This window comes from Mediterranea massiliensis, assembly GCF_900128475.1.
In the GTDB taxonomy this organism is placed as follows: Bacteria; Bacteroidota; Bacteroidia; order Bacteroidales; family Bacteroidaceae; genus Bacteroides; species Bacteroides massiliensis_E.
Map to the genome: position 1 here is coordinate 436,458 of NZ_LT635838.1, position 21,380 is coordinate 457,837.

General features: G+C 48.7%; 5 protein-coding genes. All 5 read left to right on the forward strand.

Features of this window, described 5'->3' with window-relative positions; translation table 11 throughout:
• The first annotated feature begins 48 nt into the window (after window positions 1-48).
• A complete protein-coding gene (locus BQ7483_RS11770; RefSeq protein WP_072542297.1) occupies window positions 49-2,205 on the forward strand; it encodes a type IA DNA topoisomerase in 2,157 nt (718 codons plus the stop codon).
• A 179-nt stretch (window positions 2,206-2,384) separates the two neighbouring features.
• On the forward strand, window positions 2,385-2,834 hold the full coding sequence (locus tag BQ7483_RS11775) for a DUF1896 domain-containing protein (protein WP_072542298.1): 450 nt from the start codon (window positions 2,385-2,387) through the stop codon (window positions 2,832-2,834).
• Window positions 2,821-8,610, forward strand: a complete 5,790-nt coding sequence (locus BQ7483_RS11780; protein WP_072542299.1) for a helicase-related protein — start codon at window positions 2,821-2,823, stop codon at window positions 8,608-8,610. The genes BQ7483_RS11775 and BQ7483_RS11780 overlap by 14 nt, the downstream gene beginning before the upstream one ends.
• A gap of 713 nt (window positions 8,611-9,323) precedes the next feature.
• On the forward strand, window positions 9,324-12,188 hold the full coding sequence (locus BQ7483_RS11790) for a T9SS type A sorting domain-containing protein (protein ID WP_235847353.1): 2,865 nt from the start codon (window positions 9,324-9,326) through the stop codon (window positions 12,186-12,188).
• A 17-nt stretch (window positions 12,189-12,205) separates the two neighbouring features.
• On the forward strand, window positions 12,206-21,346 hold the full coding sequence (locus BQ7483_RS17345) for a SpvB/TcaC N-terminal domain-containing protein (protein ID WP_083535723.1): 9,141 nt from the start codon (window positions 12,206-12,208) through the stop codon (window positions 21,344-21,346).
• Window positions 21,347-21,380 lie beyond the last annotated feature (34 nt).

Below are 21,380 nucleotides of genomic sequence, written 5' to 3' on the forward strand. Positions count from 1 at the left end.
CTTCGGCCGTCTATCCCACGGTTGCGGATGTCACAAAAACAACAGACAATGAAGACAATCATCGCAGAGAAACCAAGCGTAGCCAAGGAAATCGCCCACATTGTGGGAGCTGACAAGCGTGAGGAAGGCTATATGCAGGGCAATGGCTATTATGTGACATGGGCATTCGGACATTTAGTGCAGCCTGCCATGCCGGAAACCTACGGTATGAAGGGATTCCATGCAGAGAATCTGCCTGTGATTCCCGACCCGTTCGTTCTTGTTCCCCGACAAGTCAAGACTGAGAACGGCTACAAACCAGATGCAGGTGTGCTTGCCCAGATTAAAATTATCGGCAAGCTGTTTGACAGCAGTGAGCGCATTATCGTAGCAACCGATGCCGGACGTGAGGGAGAGTTGATTTTCCGATACCTCTATGTGTATCTCGGTTGCCAGAAACCTTTCGACCGTCTCTGGATCAGTTCGCTTACGGACACCGCCATCCGTGAGGGACTTCTGAACCTCAGGGATGGCAAGGAGTATGACAATCTCTATCATGCAGCCAAGGCACGAAGTGAGGCAGACTGGCTCGTCGGCATCAACGGCACACAAGCCCTGACGATAGCCGCAGGACGTGGCACCTATTCCGTAGGTCGTGTGCAGACTCCGACCCTTGGCATGGTGTGCGAACGCTATTGGGAACACAAGCGTTTCGAGTCGAAACCGTTCTGGCAGGTACACTTCGGTGTGGTTGATGCAGACAGTGGCAATATACTGAAGTTCACATCTGCCAACCGATGGACAGACAAAGGCACCGCAACCGATATATATAATAAGGTGAAAGATACCGGTTCTACCATCATCACAAAGGTAGTAACCAAGCGAAAGGTGGAGAAGGCACCGCTCCTTTACGACCTCACCACCTTGCAGAAAGAAGCCAACTCCCAGCATGGCTTCACGGCAGAGCATACACTCTCCATCGCCCAGAAACTCTACGAGGCAAAGTTCATCACCTATCCAAGAACATCAAGCCGCTATATCTCGGATGATGTATTTGCCACCCTTCCCAAACTCTTCAAGAATCTGGAGAATCATTCGGAATATGGAGAAAAAGTGAAACTCTTGCCTGGCAGTGAGGACTACAGCAAGAACAGCGTGAATGCCGCCAAGGTGACCGATCACCATGCCCTGCTCATCACAGAAAATGCAGCCATTGGTCTTTTCAAGGACGAGAAGATCGTTTATGACATGATATTGTGCCGGATGATTGAAGCGTTCTCGGCAGACTGCATCAAGGACATCACATCAGTATCGGCGCAAGTGGATCATGAAGTTGAGTTTGGCATCAGTGGCTCCATCATCCGACAGACTGGCTGGCGAGCGTTGTCGCTCAAGGAAAAGAACAAAAGGCAGGACAAGGATGCAGACGCAACCGACAATGAGGTCAGGGAGCAAGTCATTCCCAACTGGCAAGAAGGACAGCATATCACTCTTTCTGGCTGCACCATCACGGAGGGCAAGACCAAACCAAAGCCATTGCATACGGAATCCACATTGCTTGCAGCAATGGAGACCGCAGGCAAAGAGATAGAAGATGATACGATGCGCCAGGCAATGAAGGACAGCGGTATTGGCACACCTGCCACACGTGCCGCCATCATCGAAACCCTGCTCAAACGAGAGTATATGGTGCGCCAGCAGAAGAAACTTGTGCCGACAGAAAAGGGACTCGCCCTGCATTCCGTGGTGAAGAACATGGCGATTGCCAATGTGGAGATGACGGGCAAATGGGAGGCGGAACTTGCCAAGATTGAACGAGGTGAAGCAAGTGCAGACGGGTTCACCCATAGTATCGAAGGCTATACCCGTGAAATCACTGCGGAATTGTTAGGTTGTGACAGACTTTTCAGCCACAAGGATTCCGGCTGCCAGTGTCCTAAATGCAAGCAAGGTACCATGCAGTTCTTCGGAAAGGTAGTAAGATGCAGCAACAAGGAGTGCGGTATGCCAGTGTTCAAGCAGGTAGCAGGAAAGTTGCTCACTGATGCCGACATCACCGACTTGCTCACCAAGGGCAAGACCAGAACGCTCAATGGTTTCACCAGCAAGCAAGGCAAACCATTCTCCGCAGCCATTGCCTTTGACGAGAATTTCAACACGAAATTCGTCTTTGCAGAGCGCAAAACAGCAGAAAAGCGAGGAAATGTGAAGAGATACAAGAAATAGTTTGTACCTTTGCCACCGAAACATGGTTCATAAATGGTGTCTTGATTCAGGATGCTTTTATTTACTGTGGATTAAGTGGCGGCACTCGGAGGGATACCGAGTGCCTTTTCTTGCTTTCACACAAACACCAACCGCCATCCACGGTTTATTATTCACCACTTAATCCATTCAACGGACAAATGAACAGAAAGAAACAGGCACAGACAGAGCTGTCCTATTACGGACTGTACCTCTTGAACCACCTCAGAGAGAACCGTTTTCCACAAGCCAGCGATGCGGACTTTATCCGCGAACGTGCAGACCATGCTGCAGAAGTATATGAGCAGGCACGGCGTGATGCCCTCTTTGCCGATGCGGCACAAGAGCTTGCCATGTCAGCATTGCTGAAAGGTCTCCGCTTTTCCAAGTACAGCATCCTGTATGATGTTGTTGACAGTGAGTTTCCCCTGGAGGTAGCAGTAGAAGACCAGGAAGCGTTTGTCAAGCACCTCCTGCCTTTGGTTGACAACGTGTATTCCATTTACGACCTCACCGATGACGATTTTGCCCAGTCACCGGACTACGACCGGCTCTATACAGAGCTGACGGGAGCCGTTGCCCTTTTCATAGAGTCAAATGGCGTACAATAGAAAACAACGGCTGAACGACAACATCAAGGCGATAGAGACAGCATTCATCCTTGACAGGGAACAGCGCACGCCGACCGCCCGTGAGCGTCTCCTTCTGGAGCGTTATTGCGGATTCGGTGGATTGAAGTGCATCCTGAACCCTGCCAGGGAACTGGCGGATGCCGTCCATTGGGCAAAGTCAGACCTTGAATTGTTTGCTCCAACAGTGGAGCTGCATAGACTTATCCGTGAAAACAGCAAGAATGAAAGCGAGTACAAACAGTTGATGGACAGTCTGAAACAGTCCGTCCTTACGGCATTCTACACGCCGTCAGCCGTTACAGAGGCTCTGACGGATGTGTTGAAAGAGCATCAGATCATCCCCGAAAAGGTGCTTGAGCCCTCGGCAGGCATCGGAGCCTTTGTCGATTCCGTCTTGGATAACAATCCCAAGGCAGACATTATGGCGTTTGAAAAAGATCTGCTTACAGGAAAGATACTCCACCATCTGCACCCGGAGCAGAAAGTGCGCATAGAGGGATTCGAGAAGATAGAAAAGCCTTTCAATGACTACTTCGACCTCGCCATCTCAAATATTCCCTTTGGCGATGTTGCCGTGTTTGATCCGTCCTATACAGCCATGAAAGGCATGAGGGCACTTGTCACCAGACGCATACACAACTACTTCTTTGTCAAGGCTCTTGATACGGTAAGGGATGGTGGGTTGGTTGCCTTCATCACCTCACAAGGCGTATTGAATGCCAAAAACAACAGTGCCGCGCGTTTTATGATGCTCTATCATGCAGATCTCGTATCAGCGATTCGTCTTCCCAACAACCTGTTCACGGAAAATGCCAATACGGAAGTGGGCAGTGACCTCATCATTCTGCAGAAAAATACCCAAAAGGAGTCGCTGCGAGGAGACGACAACCTGCTTGATACTGTCTATAATGACGAGAACCGCATTCCGACTAACAACTACTTTCTGGAGCATCCGGAACGCATTATCCATACAACAGCAAAGTTGGATACCGACCCATTCGGCAAACCTGCAATGATATACACGCATGAGGATGGTGTGGAAGGCAGTGCAGAGGATTTACGAAAGATGCTCCATGAAGACTTTAAGAAGAATCTCAATTTGAACCGATACTTGGGGATTGAGGGAACAATGTCTGAGGAAGTTAAGGAGGTTGAAGAAACAGAAAAGATAGAAAAAACAGAGAAGATGAAGCCTTCCATTGAGGAAAAGCAGAACGATACGGTAGTATCCTTGCAAAAGCAGGAAAAGCCTACTGATGATGCAGAGCTATCCCAAAAATCCAATCATCAGCAGCCACCAGTGCAAATGACGCTGTTTGACCTTTGGGGAATGGAAGAAGAAAACCGTCTGACTGTCCATGCTACAAAGAAGAAAGCAGAGATAACAGTGGGTGCTGTCGCCAAGAAAGTGTCAAGGAAGAAAGCAAGTCCGTTGGTAAAAAGCGTCAATCCGACTTTTGAAGTTGTGACAAAGCCTGTGGAAAAAGAAGAAAAGCCTTCGTTGACAGATGCAAAAGAGCAGGAAACAGCACAGGAGACAAAACCAATCCTGCCTGGGGATGAGCCATACGCAAGCATCTCTTGGGAAGAGAATCCGCCAATCAACGGCTTTTACGAGATGATGATGACCATGGCTCCCGAAGACAGGGTGCTGCTGCGCCAAAAGGCGGAACAGCACCGTCAGGAACAACTCAAGGCTTTGGGCGTTGAAGATACGCTTGATCCGAAGTTCAAACCTCCGATGGAACCGATAGAAGTTCTCAAAGTTCAAATCGGGCATGGACATTCGAAAGGGAATGAGGCAAAAGAAGATTCCAAGACTCAGAGCACATTGAAAGAAACAAATCATGAGCGGGAACAGCAAAAAGAGCAAGAAAGAAAGCGGGAAGAGCTGGCAAAGAAGAAAGAGAATGTTATGAAGCCCCGTCCATTTGATGAGAAACTGGAAAGTTTTCATCGTGAGGGTTCTATGGTGCTCGACTCTGCCGGAAACATCGGTGTATTGAAAGACCTTACCAAGTATGGTGCTACCTTCATGCCGTTGGATCTGAATATGGAGCAGAAAGAAAAGGCTGTCCTGTATATCGCCCTCCGTGATGCCTATCAGAAACTTTACACCTATGAAGCGGAAGAACAGACGGAAAACAAGCAGATGCGTGAGAGTCTGAATGTCTATTATGACGCTTTCTTCATCCGCTTCGGCAACCTCAATGCCAAGCAGAACGTGAAGTTCATCCTCATGGATGCCTCAGGGCGCGACATGCTGTCGTTGGAACGGGTGGAAAACGGACATTTCACAAAGTCAGACATCTTCGACCACCCGGTCTCTTTTTCGCTTGACGAGGTCAGTCATGTCGATTCTCCAGAGGAAGCGCTCACCGCCTCGCTCAACAAGTTCGGCCGTATCGACTTGCCGTATATGACTGAATTATCGGATATGCCGGAACAGGAACTGACGGAAGCGCTTAAAGGGCGCATCTATTACAATCCGCTCATAGACGGCTACGAGATAGCCGACCGCTTCATTGCTGGCAATGTCATAGAGAAAGCGGAGCGTATAGAAGAATGGCTGAAGGAAAATCCCGACCATGCAATCGTGAGGGAGTCGTTGGATGCCTTGAAGGCAAGCATTCCCGAACCGATAGCCTTTGAGGACCTGGACTTCAACTTCGGTGAACGTTGGATACCTACAGGTGTGTATTCCGCTTACATGAGCCACCTCTTCAATACACAGGTCAGCATCGTCTATTCCGACAGCATGGACGAATATTCGGCAAAATGCAGTATGAAGACCATGGCCATCACGGATGAGTATATGGTGAAGGGATATTACCGCCACTATGACGGCATGAGTCTTCTGAAACATGCCCTGCACAACACCTGTCCCGACATGATGAAGAGCATCGGCGAGGATGAACACGGCAACGACATCAAGGTGCGTGACAGCGAGGGCATACAGCTTGCCAATGCCAAGATTGACGAAATCCGCAACGGGTTCACTGAATGGCTGGAAGAGCAGTCAGACTCCTTTAAGGAACGCTTGACCACAATGTACAACCGGAAGTTCAACTGCTTCGTGCGTCCGAAGTATGACGGTTCTCACCAGACCTTCCCCGGCTTGGACTTGAAAGCCCTTGGCGGAAAGTATGGTGTCAAGAGTGTGTACCCAAGTCAGAAGGACTGTGTATGGATGCTTTTGCAGAACGGCGGCGGGATATGTGATCACGAGGTCGGTACTGGCAAAACCCTCATCATGTGCATGGCTGCGCATGAGATGAAACGTCTCGGTATGGCTCACAAGCCGATGATTATCGGACTGAAAGCCAATGTCGCGGAGATAGCTGCCACCTATCAGACAGCTTATCCCCATGCGAGGATACTCTATGCCTCGGAGAAGGATTTTTCCACCAAGAACCGTGTCAGTTTCTTCAACAACATCAAGAACAACGACTATGACTGTGTAATCATGTCGCACGACCAGTTCGGGAAGATACCTCAATCGCCAGAACTCCAACGGCAGATATTGCAGGCGGAGCTTGATACCGTGGAGGAAAACTTGGAAGTGATACGCACGCAGGGCAAAGACGTGTCGAGGGGAATGCTCAAAGGCTTGGAAAAACGGAAGTTCAACTTGGAGGTGAAGTTGCAGAAGATAGCCTACAGCATCGAGCAGCGCACCGATGATGTGGTGGATTTCCGCATGATGGGCATCGACCACTTGTTTGTGGACGAGAGCCACCAGTTCAAGAACCTCATGTTCAATACCCGTCACGACCGTGTGGCAGGACTCGGCAACAGCGAGGGGAGCCAGAAGGCACTCAATATGCTCTTTGCCATCCGAACCATACAGGAGCGGACAGGCAGAGATCTGGGAGCGACATTCCTGTCGGGAACAACTATCAGCAACTCACTGACAGAGTTGTATCTGCTTTTCAAGTACCTGCGCCCAAAAGAACTGGAGCGTCAGGACATCCGCTGTTTCGATGCGTGGGCGGCAATCTTCGCCAAGAAGACTACCGACTTCGAGTTTAACGTCACCAACAACATCGTACAGAAGGAACGTTTCAGATACTTCATCAAGGTACCGGAGCTTGCTGCTTTCTACAACGAGATAACCGACTATCGCACGGCGGAGGCGGTTGGTGTGGACAGACCAAAGAAGAACGAGATCCTTCATAACATACCACCGACACCCGAGCAGGAGGACTTCATCCAAAAGCTGATGGAGTTTGCCAAGACGGGTGATGCCACCATCCTCGGAAGACTGCCTCTGTCGGAAACGGAAGAGAAGGCAAAGATGCTCATTGCTACGGACTATGCCCGAAAGATGGCTCTCGATATGCGCATGATAGACCCGACTTGTGAGGACCATCCCGACAACAAGGCGAGCCATTGTGCGAAGATGATAGCCGACTATTACAAACGCTATGACAATTACAAGGGCACACAGTTCGTATTCTCAGATCTGGGAACATACCGACCGGGCGAATGGAACGTGTATTCAGAAATCAAGCGCAAGCTGATAGAGGATTACGGCATACCGTCGTCTGAAATCCGCTTCATTCAGGAGTGCAAGAACGAGAGGGCAAGAAAGGCGGTGATAGCAGCTATGAACGAGGGATCGGTACGAGTATTGTTCGGCTCCACATCCATGTTGGGTACAGGTGTAAACGCACAAAAACGGTGTGTGGCTATCCATCATTTGGATACACCGTGGCGGCCGTCAGACTTGGCACAGCGTGACGGTCGAGGGGTGCGTGCAGGCAACGAGATTGCCAAACTGTATGCCGACAATAAGGTTGATGTCATCATCTATGCGGTGGAAAAGTCGCTTGACTCGTACAAGTTCAACCTCCTGCACTGCAAGCAGACATTCATTTCACAGTTGAAAAGCGGAGCCTTGGGAGCGAGAACCATTGACGAGGGAGCGATGGACGAGAAATCGGGCATGAATTTTTCAGAGTATATGGCTATTCTCTCCGGAAATACCGACTTGCTTGACAAGGCGAAGCTGGAGAAGAAGGTTGCTTCTCTGGAGGGTGAGCGCAAATCGTTCAACAGGGGCAAGCGTGACTCAGAAACAAAATTGCAGTCAAAGATGGCAGAGCTGGGCAACAACAAAGCCTCTCTCAAGGGAATGACCGAGGACTACGGCAAGTTTATGGGCAAAGCCAAGAAAGACAAGGACGGCAACATCCTCAACCTCATCACTCTTGATGGTGTGGAGTCCACGAACTTAGAGGTTATAGGAAAGCATCTGCAAATGTTGGCGGAGAAAGAGACAACTGGCGGACAATACAAGCGGATTGGAGAAATCTACGGATTCCCTGTCAAGATTGTCAGCAAGACAAGTTTCGAGAATGGTCTTCCATTTGTTGACAACCGCTTTTTTGTCGAGGGCAATTACAAGTACCAGTACAACTACGGTCACATTGCCAAGTCGGACCCGATAGCAGCGGCAAACAACTTTCTGAATGCCTTACAGAAGATACCAAGCTACATTGAGCAGTATGATTCAAGATGCAAGGCTTTGGAAAAGGAAATACCGCAACTGGAAGAGATAGCTGGCAAGACTTGGAAGAAAGAGGAAGAACTGAAAGGTCTTAAAGCGGAACTGGCGGCGTTGGATAGAAAAATACAGTTGGAATTGGCACCACCACAGGAGCAAGATACTGCAGAAAAACACGAAACAAAGAATATAGAAACAGAACAAAGCATAGTTGGAAAACAAGCACGCTCCGTCTGTCGGTTATGACACCTAATTATATATAGGGGTATCTTGATGTTTTTATCATAATAAGATACCCCTGTTTTTTACATGAAATCTCAAATTTGTAAACATAACCCCATCATAAAAAATGAATAGCAAGTATTCCTGCTGAGTTTATCAAATCAGGTCCATTGTTGTTGATGACGACTCTACCATCAGCTCATATATACCTTTCCGACACAAGCATATAGTGTTTTCATTTGTACCCCGAATGTGTACAGTTTCAAACCATGATTTACATTTTAACATAAGAAACTGAAGCCGTGACCATTTGTGAATTTTTGCCAAACTAACTCCAGTACATACAACAGATGTAAAAGATTTCTGCAAAATTGACCGAAATCATAAGAAAAAACACCAAATCAGCAAATTTCTTAAAGATTATATCCGTTTCTTAAGATTATTTTTGTATATTTGCAGCATTAGTTTGGTGGTAAAGCCTATTGGCCTGCCACGTGACAATAGGACCTTACGGAGCAAGCCTATATCACAATTCTTCTCCGTAGCAACAGTCCGTTCTCTCTCACTGGTCTCTCCCTGCGCGGCAGAGGCATACGTTTTTATATTTTTCAAACACTCCAAATTGACAGCGCATGAGAAAGTTTACTTCTTTTTTACTGTTAGGCTTCGCTATCGGCAGTTTCGCGCAAACGCCCTGAGGAGTCAGCGGAAGCGAACTGTGGTTCAAGACTGCGCCTTTGAACTCAGACCTGCAAGGTTATTACCGTTGGCAGGATTTCTCTGGGGATTCCATACGGCTGATGCTATTGGACAGCCGTGGCGTCAAGTCTGAACTTACTCTTCCGAACAGTTCAGTCCATTACTTCAACTTTAATCCGAGTCTCTGGCTCGCAGACGGATTTCGTAGTCTGAGTGCCAAACTCAAACACGGCAACCTCTCGCAGGCTACCGTCATCGGTGTCTTTGCACCGGAACTGGCAACCATCGGCAAGGATATGGTTGTCTATGCTCTTGACGGCCGAAAGGGCGACGGAGCCATTCTGAGCAAGGACAAAGCCGTAAGGGGTAGAGGTGTTGAACCACTGGACTATGGTTCAGCATCGGGTGAAGACCTGCTTTATCAATCAAGTGATTCTTTGTCCGAGAACGGTTTTAAGGAAAGCGCTCTGCGAGTTGTGTCCTACTTCAAGGTAAGCAATCCTTCAACAACATTGTGGGGAGACAACTCCAACACCACATTATTCATCGGAACCCCTTCCACCTCTGGCAGTTTCGGTACGGATTTCCCGACCTCGCTCTTCGGTAATGCTTCCATCCGTGGATATGCCCCTGAGCTTATTGTGTTCAGCAGGATGCTTACACCCGATGAGCGCAGAAAAGTGGAGAGCTATCTGGCGGTAAAGTACGGCATCACCCTCAAAGGCTCGTATCTTGACAGCGACGGAAACCTGACTTGGGATATGGCGGAGAACCAAGCCTACCACCATAGGGTCACAGCTGTTGGAACCGACATGGCAGGAAGTCTCTCCCAGCCGCTTTCCGCAACATCATATGAGGAAAGTCCGGTGTATGCGGCCTTGAAGGAGAACGGAACTTATCATGACGCAAATCCATACAACCCTTCATCCGCTTCCCGTCTGCTTGTCATGGGACGTGAAAACGGCAATCCGATGCCGGACAGAGGCTTTACTTTCTGGGGCGACGATGATGTGGCACTTGCAACATATACCTCACCTACAGATTCCCTGTGGCATGTCATGAAACGTACATGGATGGTCAAGACCAACGTGCCGTCAAAGCCCGACAGTACAGTGGCAAGATGGACTGCGCAAGGACTTGAAGTGTCAAGGAATGGCTTTACAGACAATATCATCCAAGAGAAAGCCGCTTCCGGAGCTTATGCCACGACCCCAGCCCTTGTTGGAGGTGGCGGTGCTTTTGAGTTCACCTGTCCGACAAGTCACCCGACTTTTGACGTTGGCTTCGGAAGTATCGGTGGCAGCACATGCAAGTATGGATTCCGGTTCACCAATGCTGGAGTTGTTTATCCGATCATCAACGGAGCGGTCTCAAATTCATACATCGCCACGGATGTTGACGGAACGGACATTTCCATCCGCAAGGAAGGCAAAAACATCTATCTGCGTGTTGACGGAACAGGAAGTGCGGCAAGAACCATATCCCTTTCGGATGCAACTGACACAGACACAAATGTGGGCATTATCCGAACGGAAGGAGCAGAGTCCGCCTTGAACATGGCAGGCTTGAGGACAGGAGGAATAGATGATGTCGGTTATATGGCAGAGTTGAGCTATGACCTCACACCGGACAGGGAATTCTCAGACTATTGCCGCAAGCGTACCGTCATGCTCATAGATCCAAGCGGTGAAGGTGATTTCGACATCAACAGCAATAGTAACATAAGATGCTCCAAGCCTGATATGACAAGGGGCAAGACCATATTCCGCAATATCCTATGGGATGCAGACGGAAGCGGAAGCGATGTGTTCACATTCGCCTATTATGACGGCATTTCCTATGATGCCACTCCTACGCCGTCAAGTTGCGAGAATGGAGTTCCACGCAATGACGGGTATATCGACATCGGCATCAACATCGGTACACCAGTCTATTCCTATGTGCTCAGCGTTGACACCGTTGCAGGAAAAGTAAAAGGAGAAACCATTGCCAGAGGAACATTCTTCGGTGACACGCATAGAATCACGAATCTTGCCCCCGGCGCCTATGCGCTGTCCGTATCACAAGGTGGAGGCAACGAGATTTATGCCACTGGCAATGCACTCTACACCTCATACTCACATGACACCAGGACCTATCTGTCTGGCGACATCTCATGGACGGTGAACGATACAAAATCAAACTACCGTGTGGGATTGGAGCCAAGCCTCACGGACGAGATCACCCAATATGGCTTCGACATGCGGGGCGACAAGGCGCATATCATAACCGGTGGATATACAAGCCTAACCAAATATGTCACCATCAAGCCTGGCGATGTGCTCAGTGTTACAGTCCGCAATATGCAGGTCACATACAAGTTGAACGGACAGACCGTGCATCATGAATATGTCTGGTCACTTCGTGCATGGCGGTTCTGCATCAAGTACGGAAAGGGCGAGACACATATCACAGACCTTACCGTAAACGGTACGCCTGTAACCTCATTCACCACAAGGGGCAACGTGCAGATAGAAACACCCAAGAAGTGTACGACAACGATGACCGTCTATGTCGGCAGCGAGTGTGATGCAAGTATGCCTAACGGAACACAGGCAAGGGAGAACCATGTGGGCAGCTCGGACAGACAGGCTGACAATACCTTCATTTCTGGAGAAGACGAGGATTTCACTGTCAAGGGCAACGGTTCTACGACAGGCATCTACGAGGCTAAACTCACACAGGACAAGCCTTCTGCAGCCACATTGATGGTGTTTGACGTATCAGGCAAACTGGTGGTGTCACGCCAAATGACAGGCGAAAGCGTCAAGCAAGCCGACTTCAAGGTTCCCGCATCGGGTGTGTATGTCGTGAAGGCAATCTCCGAGAATGGGGAGCATACAAGGAAAATCTCAGTAAAGTAACTTAAAGGAAGATACGCATGAAGAATTATATACAGAAGGTGGCGTGGGCATTGGTTTTACTGCTTGCCGCCACACTGTCCCTTTCGGCAAAGGACGGGACAGCCGTGAGAAAACTCTTCAAGAAGGGTGTCTCTGACAGTATCTCCGTAGGAGGTAGCAAACTGGTCGTTCTTCAGAAAGACCTCATTCGGAACAGAAGCCTTTCCGTGAACTCTATCGGAGAGGAGAATGTTCCTGAGCTTGACTTTGCCATGACCAACGTCACGGCAGGAGGACAGGGCTACCGTTTTCTCCCTCACGGAACACACTTCACAGGCGAGGGTGCGACTGTCAAGATAAAGTATGACCGCACGAGAATACCAAGCGGCTATACCGAGGACGACATCCGTACCTATTACTACGACCCGGCCGAGAAGCATTGGGTTGCGTTGGAGCGTGTGCGTGTGGACAAGAAGGAAGAGTGTGTCGTTTCAAAGACGACCCACTTCACCGACATGATCAACGGTGTGATACAGGCACCGGAGTCACCGCAGACAGAAGGCTTTGCCCCGACGATGATGAACGACATCAAGGCGGCTGACCCGACGGCGAAGATAAATGTCATTGCGCCTCCAAGCGCAAACAACCGTGGCTCTGCCAACTTGCAGTATCCGTTCGAGATGCCGCCAGCACGAAACGGTATGCAGCCAAGCCTTGGCTTGCAGTACAGCAGCGAGGGCGGTAGCGGTTGGCTTGGCGAGGGTTGGAACGTCAGCGTGCCAAGCATTACGCTTGACACCCGGTGGGGCGTGCCTCGTTATGACCAGTCAAAAGAGACGGAGACTTATCTTTTGTCCGGTTCAATGCTCTCCACTATGGATGACAACGGACAGATGGGAGTCGCACACCGTGGCGAGAAGATGAACAGAAAGGCTGACCGCCAGTTCTACACCCGCCAAGGCGGTGATTTCAGCCGTATCATCCGCAAGGGTGACAGTCCTGCCAACTATTATTGGGAGGTTACAGACAAGCAGGGTGTCAAGTACATCTATGGTGGTGACGGAGCTGTTGTAAAGGGCAATGTCACTGATGCTTCGGGCAATACCCGTGAGGTGATTGCCGAATGGAAGCTGAAACGTGTCGAGGAACTCCACGGTGACTATATAGAATATGTGTATGACATCGTGGATGAGGATGTGCGTGGCGGCTTGAAGGCCAAGGCTGCATATCTGAAAGAGGTTCACGCAGGTAATGCAGGACAGGAACCGCACACCGTTGTACTCTTTGAAGGCAACAAGGTAAAGCAGGTAAAGACCAACAATGCCCGCTATGGATTCCTCGCCTCCTCCAACAAGCTGCTGGAGAAAGTGACCGTGAATTTCCAGGGCGAGACATTGCGCAGCTATGCCTTTGACTACAAGGAAGGTGCATTCCACAAGGAAATGCTCACAGGTGTCAGACAGTACGACAACACCGGAAAGGAAGTGGCTTTCCAGAACTTCGACTATTATGATGATGTGCAGGCTGAAAAGGGATATGTTCCGTTCAAGGACGATTCCGAGAAATGGAACACGCACGATGACGGACTTGACGCTGGTTTCGTCAATCCTTTAAAGACTGTCAGCAAGCGTTTCAGCGACAAGCCTACTGCACTTGGCGGAACAACAAGTTCTTCTGTAAGCGGTTCGTTCTATGCAGGTGTGGGACCTTGGGACGGAAGCAAATGGAAAGGCAATACAATAGGAGGTTCTTACAGTTACTCCAGCGATACCAGCAAGGGACTTTCCGCATTCGTTGACTTGAACGGTGACGGACTTCCAGACAAGGTTTATAAGTCCGGTGGTTCCGTATATTATCGTCCACAGGTCAAGACTGACAACGGAGAAGTCGTATATGGTGAGCCTGTCAAGGTAAAGGGCATCAGTAACTTCTCGACAACCAAAAGTTCTACGAACTCTTTCGGTGCGAATGCCGTTGTCGGTTGGAATGTCCTGACTGCCGTTGTCGGAACGGACAAGTCAACCACTAAGACCAAGACCACCCAGTATTTCAGCGACATCAACGGTGACGGACTTGTTGACCTCGTTTCAAATGGCAAGGTTTATTTCAACCACTTGGAGTTTGACGAGGCAGGCAATGCCGTGCCTACATTCACTTTGAGCAGTGCCGATACGCCAAGTCCTATCATCTATGGCGGCAAGGTTGACACATCCGTTATGGAGGTTAGCGAGGATGAGCAGGCAGAAGCCATCAAGAACTCCCCTATGGAGGATATTGTGCGTGTATGGCAAGCGCCAAAGGATGGAACAGTAAGCGTGGCAGGTCAAGTAAGCCTTGTCGCTCCTACTGGAGACTATGACGCTGACGAATACCAAAAAGCGGACGGTGTGAGGGTTGCCATTCAAAAGGGTGGCAATGAGCTTTGGAACAAGACTATTGCAAAGGGCGACGGCAGTTCTTATGCCGCTGCAGTCTCTTCTGTTGCCGTCAAGCGAGGTGACAGAATCTATTTCCGTGTGCAGTCGGGTTCCGAGGAAACAAGCAACGGCTCATTTGACAAGGTGAACTGGTCGCCTACCATTATATACGCTGGCGAATCTAATGTTTTGCCTAACGGGCTTTCTTCAACAGAGTACAAGCCTGAGGATGGTGCCATCTATGATGTGAACACCTCTGCCAATGTGGAGAATGGTTCAAGTGTTGAAGTTCACAGTGTCTTCCACAAGCCTGTAACAACCGACGATGTTGTTCTCAGCATCATCGGCAGCAACGACAAGAAAGACAGTGACGGAAACGACAACCCGAACTATATCGAGAAGACGGTCTTTGCTCGTACACTGAAGGCTAATGAGACTTTCAATGGCGATTCACTCAACATCAGTCTGGAGAATACAGAAAAGCTGACCAACTTCAGCTTTGAGATTTCATCCACCTCAAATGTTGATTGGAAGAATATCGGTTGGCAAGCGTCTGTGACTTATAAGGACTCTGCCAATATCGAACAGACGGTAGCCGTTCCTGCACACTACAATACATTTGCAAATGCCTTGGCAGAGGGCAAGCCATACTTGACCACAGCGACTGATACAATTATGGTTGTGTCACCAGTGCTTATCCTTTCTGACAATTCCATCAATGGCCAGATTACTTTGACTGCCAAGACAGAGGATGCACTTGTTGGCAAGAAGTCTTTCACTATCGAGAATGGCATTTTGAAAGCCGATACTCTGCGATTTGCAACAACCGCAGGAAAGAAGTTATGGTTTGAATACAGCTATCCTGCAACTATCTCGGATGAAACTGTTACTTCTGCCTCTGTTTCCATTCAGAAAGATGCGGCAGGTCTTGTGACAGAGAATGTCCTTGCTGGATTCTATGCAGAAAGCGATAATCTTGGCTTCGGTATGCTTTACCGTGGCTGGGGAGGTTTTGTCTATAACTCTGCAGAAGGCAGATATGCAAAGCCTATTGACGAGTCATTGCTGAAATTGCCGGAAAACGAGAACGACAAGGTTGATCCTCTCACAATGGCATTCACTCCATTGGGCACAGACCAGACCTCTATGGACAAGTGGGTCGGTCAGCGACAGGACATCTATCTTACTGCGACCGAGGCAAGCACAGCCCGATTGACCGAGCAGGATGTACTCCTTACCAATCCTTTGGATAACAATGCGGAGGTGGCAGGACTTGCAGGTGAATACTTGCAAGGCACTGGCGCAGCGGCGGTAAACCAAGTTGTATCAAGCAAGAGTACCGTTGTGCAAGGCGGTGCGCTGGGCATTACCCACAACAATGCAAATGGTAGCTCCAAGACGGAAGTTGCCATGATGGATATGAATGGTGACGGATTCCCTGACATCATTGCTGGTGGTAGTATCCAATACACCAATTCACAAGGCGGATTGAGTGGAGAAATCTACAAGGGTATCGGAGCTAATAACTCTGACAATGCTTCTGAGGCATGGGGATATGGCGGCAATCCTGTGGCTTCCGTATCACAGATTACGAATTTGGCGAAAGGTGTAAAGCAGTCTTTGAGCAATGTACAGACAGAATGGCAAGCTCAATTCTCTATCACTGGCAGTGCGCCAAAGAACACAGATGAAGCCGTAGAGTCATTCATTGACATCAATGGTGATGGACTTCCAGACAAGATTCTTTCCGACAAGAAAGTAAGATTAAATCTTGGTTATGCCTTTACTGAACCTATTGATTGGGAACTTGATCGTATTCAAGGTGGTAAGAGTCTCTCTTATGATATAGGTGCAAGTGGTGGCGCTAACCAAGGATTTGGCGAAATTAAGGAAAAACAAATCAATAAGGCCTCCGGCAGTTTCTCCGCAGGATTTGGCATCGTGACTTCTGAAAGCGAAGAGGAATACAACCTTATCGACATCAACTCTGACGGTCTCCCAGATAAGGTCTGGAAGAATGGTGATGGTATCATTGTTGCCCTTAATACAGGCAATGGCTTTGACGAGCCTATCAGTTGGAAGGGTGCAAGTGCGCTTAGTGAATCAGCCTCTACATCAGAGTCTGCAAATGCAGCGTTCACTTTGACCATCAACATTCCTGTCATAAGCATCAAGATTTCAACCAACCCTGGTGCTTCCACCTCACATAGCATCAACCGCCCTACATATTCTTTGCAGGATGTGGATGGTGACGGCTATCTTGACATCGTTGAGTCTGAGAAGGAAAGCGAGTTGAAGGTTACACGCTCTGCCATTGGCAGAACCAACATGTTGAAGTCAGTCACCAATTCCTTGGGCGGAACTTTCACATTGGACTATGCCCACACCACTCCGACCTACGGTCTTCCTGGTGGCAAGTGGGTAATGTCTGCCCTTACCGTTGACGACGGAATCCATGACGATGGTCCAGTCATGACAACCGCCTTTGAGTACAAGGACGGAAAGCGTGACCGCCATGAACGTGAGTTCCTCGGTTTCGGTGAGGTTATCACCAAGAACCTCGATACGGAGAATGGCAATTCTGTTTACAGACAGGCTGTTGAGAACTACGATGTAGCCAACTACTACACGCAGGGCAATGTTACCGCTACTTCCGTGGAGGATGCCAACGGCAACAAGTACACCGAGACAAAGAACCGTTACGACAGCTACTATCTGACTGCCGACGGTGACAAGTACACGTTCGCAAAGCGTGACGTGAACCTTTGGAGCGACCGTGCTTCTGCATTCGTTCCTCTCCGCTATACGGCAAACTTGCAGTATGAGGGAGCGGCAAACGGTGTGGTTACATCCGAGGCATGGAACGAGTATTACCTCAATGGCTATCATGGTGAGTTGAAGTCCTACAAGTACAGCGACAAGGGCAGTCTTGGCGAGGACGGAAACGGCAAGTTCGATTATGCGACTGCTATCAAATATACCGACAATGCAAGCAAGCACATCCTCGGACTTCCTGTTGATGTGACTGTTACAGGCGGTGACGGCTCACTCTATCACCATGTGACGGCGAAGTATAATACCAACTACGCCAACCATATCACTCAGATTACACAGCAGTTGAATGACGGTGCGGCAGTTACTGATTACAAGTACGACTCTTACGGCAACATCATCCAGAAGACCCTCCCTGCCAACGGCAAGGGACAGCGTATGTGGTACAAATACCGCTATGAGCCGGAAATGAACATGTATGTTGAGCGTATTGACGATGCGTGGGGTTACCGCAGCGAGCAAGGCAACTTCGACTATCGCTATGGTATCGCCAAGGAGCATCGTGACCTCAACAACTTCTACTATGAGACTGATGTTGACGACCTCGGTCGCATTACTGGCGTACGTGGTCCAAATGAGTTGGCTACGGGCGTGCCTTATGCCATCGCCTTTGAATATCAGCCTTTGGCTACATTCAATGAGAGTGGCATTACCGCTCCTGCTTACGCAGTGACCAAGCACTACGACATCCAGCACCCTAACGACGACTTGGAGACCGTTACATTCGTTGACGGTTTCGGAAGAGCCGTGCAGGTGAAGAAGGACGGTGTTGTGACAAGTGCATCCAAGGGAAGCTCTGCCAAGGACGAGAACGTGATGATTGTCAGCGGCAGAAACGTGTATGATGCTTTCGGACGTGTGGCAAAGGCTTTCTATCCTACAACGGAAGGAACTGGATCGAACTCAACGTTCAGCAAGTCATTTGACAATGTATCTCCAACGGTTACTGTTTATGACGTGCTCGACCGTGTTACCTCTGTGACATTGCCGGACAACTCTACGACAACTACGGCATATACAGTTGACAATAGCAGTCATACTCTCGTTACAACCGTAACGGATGCACTTCATAATGTGCAGGCAACCCATACCAACGGCAGTGGCAAGACCTTGAAGACCATCCAGAAGAGCGGTCCTGACGGTGAGATTACCACTTCGTTTGAGTATGATGGCATACAGCGTCTTGTTCGTGTTACCGACACGGAGGGTAATGTAACGACCTCTACTTACGACATGGGTGACCGCCGTACTGAGGTGAACCATCCTGCAAGCGGCATCACAAGTTTCACTTATGATGCGCTCGGCAATGTGCTGACCAAGCAGACTGCCAACCTTGCAAAGGAAGGCAAGTTCATCACCTACGATTACGACTATCAGCGTCTGACGGGTATCAACTACCCAGACCACCCGGAGAACAACGTAAAGTATTACTACGGTGGTCGCAATGCCTCTCAGAACCGTATCGGTAGGTTGATGCTCCGTGAGGACGGAACAGGTGCCATCGAATACTTCTATGGCAAGATGGGCGAAGTCACCAAGACCCGCCGCACGATGATTGTGCCTAACCAGGCGATAGCAACCTACGTGACGCAATGGACTTATGACAGCCACAACCGTCTGTTGGAGATGATTTATCCTGATGAGGAGAAAATCACCTACTCTTACAACCTCGGAGGTCAGCTTGAAAAGGTTCATGGCTACAAGTCATACGGCTACGATTATGTAAGCAAGATTGGCTATGACAAGTTCGAGCAGCGCACATACTTGAAGTATTGCAACGGTGCAGAGACATTCTACACCTACGCCCCACAGCGTCGCAGATTGCAGAACCTCACTGTGAATAGTGGTGGCAACACCATTATGGATAACGCTTATACATACGATGCAGTAAGTAATGTGCTCAGTGTTGTAAACGGTGCGTCAGTCCCACAGAGTGGCAAGGCTGGCGGACAAATGGCGCATACCTATACATACGATGCACTCTATCGTCTTGTAAGCGCAACAGGTACTTATACAGGTGCGGACAACAAGACAGCAAGCTACACTCTTGCGATGGGCTACGATAACATGCACCGTATCACATCAAAGCGTCAGATTCTCACGCAGAACAATGTGCAGTTCAACGGTACGTTGAATGCTGGCTATGATTTGTCGTACACTTATGGAACAGACACAGGCAAGAAATTCCAGCTTGCCAATGTGAAGGATGTGAATTATCGCACGGAAGAAAATCCGTCAGAGAGCGAGAATGTGAACAACAATCACGCCTATGAGTATGATGCTAACGGTAATCTTGTTTATGTCAACACAAGCCGTACCAAGAAGGATGGCATGGCTGACGAGAAGACCGCAGAGCGCAAACTCAAATGGGATGAGGAGAACCGTCTCCTCGCTTCTGATGATAACGGCTTTGTTACCAATTATTGGTATGATGCAGATGGTGAGCGCACAGTGAAAACTTCTGGCGAGAGTGACCAGGTTTATGTGAACTCCGAGTTTGCTGGAGGTCGCACGAACACAGCCAAGTTCTCGTTGTATGTAAGTCCATATTTGGTTGCCAACCAAGGCGGACGTTACACCAAGCATATCTACATCGGTAGTCAGCGTGTCGTTTCCAAGATTGGTGACTTCGACTCTTACGGCTCAGACCCACGCCGCATCCAGTATGCAGGTAGTGAGACTGATGGCTTGTCTGTTGATTATAAGGTTAAATATACTCAACAGTTGCAGGTCATTAAGGATAATTATGCAACCTTTGCAGTGCCGTACAATGGCGAGGACAACAACGACTATGTCGATGGCAAGGGCTTCTGCTGCAATGACGGCAGCTTGGAGGCTGCGCAGGCACGTGTTATGGCAAGAGCAATGAAGAACAATTTCCAAGAGGGTGACTCATACGAGAAGATGCAGTTCTACTATCACCCAGACCATTTGGGTAGCAGTAGTTACATCACCAACCTTGAAGGCGAAGTGGTGCAGCATATCGAGTATGTTCCTTTCGGTGAGGTTTTCGTTGAGGAGCGCAACAACATTTGGAATACACCTTATCTTTTCAATGCGAAGGAATTCGATGAAGAGACGGGATTGTATTACTATGGAGCGAGGTACTATGACCCAAGATTAGGACTATGGATAACTACAGATCCTTTGCAAGAAAAATACTACGACATCTCTACTTATTGCTATGCTTATAACAATCCAATACGATATGTAGATCCAACAGGAATGGAAGGATGGCTGTCTGATTGGTGGAAACAAAACAATGTTGGAACCAGATTGTTAGGAGGTGTCCAAATGGTTGGCGGTTCTATTGAGGCTGTTGGTGGAGGAATCGGTGGAATTCTTACTGCAGAAACAGGTGTAGGTCTTGCTGGTGGTGTCGCTCTGTTGTTACATGGTGCCGACAATGCTTATGCAGGTGCAAAGCAAATGTGGACTGGAAAAAGCCAAACTACATGTACATATGCTGGCACTAAATATGCATCTCAAAAATTGGGGGCCAGTGAGGAGACAGCTGACAAAATAGCAACAACAGTAGATGTTGGAACAAGTTTTGTCGGAGGAGGCTCTGGACTATACAAAAGCAATAGATTTGTCACTGGGAGACTTCAAAAACATGTTAATCAAGCTGTCAAGGAAGTTGATTCAGAAGGACTAAAGGCATTGACTCAGAAACAACTTAGAGCAGTCCAAAAGAATTCGAGATTATATCCAGCATATAGGGGTAACAGAATAGATGTGCGTACCAGACAAAAAGTTGGAAATGACAAGTTTCTAAAATGGTTTGATATAAAAAGCAATTATACTAATGGACCAGATTTTACCAGAGGAAACAAATGGTGGGATATGACAACTCATGCCCAATGGCAGAAACATGTAAATAAATATGGGAAAAATGGCACTTTATTAAACACCGCTCCTAAACGTTAATAACTGTAATTAGAGCCAGAGACATTCAGTTTCT

Bases quoted from the DNA above. Each gene is read 5' to 3' on its own strand.
- BQ7483_RS11780 (WP_072542299.1), top strand. From the start codon at position 2,821: ATGGCGTACAATAGAAAACAACGGCTGAACGACAACATCAAGGCGATA.
- BQ7483_RS17345 (WP_083535723.1), top strand. From the start codon at position 12,206: ATGAAGAATTATATACAGAAGGTGGCGTGGGCATTGGTTTTACTGCTT.
- BQ7483_RS11775 (WP_072542298.1), top strand. From the start codon at position 2,385: ATGAACAGAAAGAAACAGGCACAGACAGAGCTGTCCTATTACGGACTG.
- BQ7483_RS11770 (WP_072542297.1), top strand. From the start codon at position 49: ATGAAGACAATCATCGCAGAGAAACCAAGCGTAGCCAAGGAAATCGCC.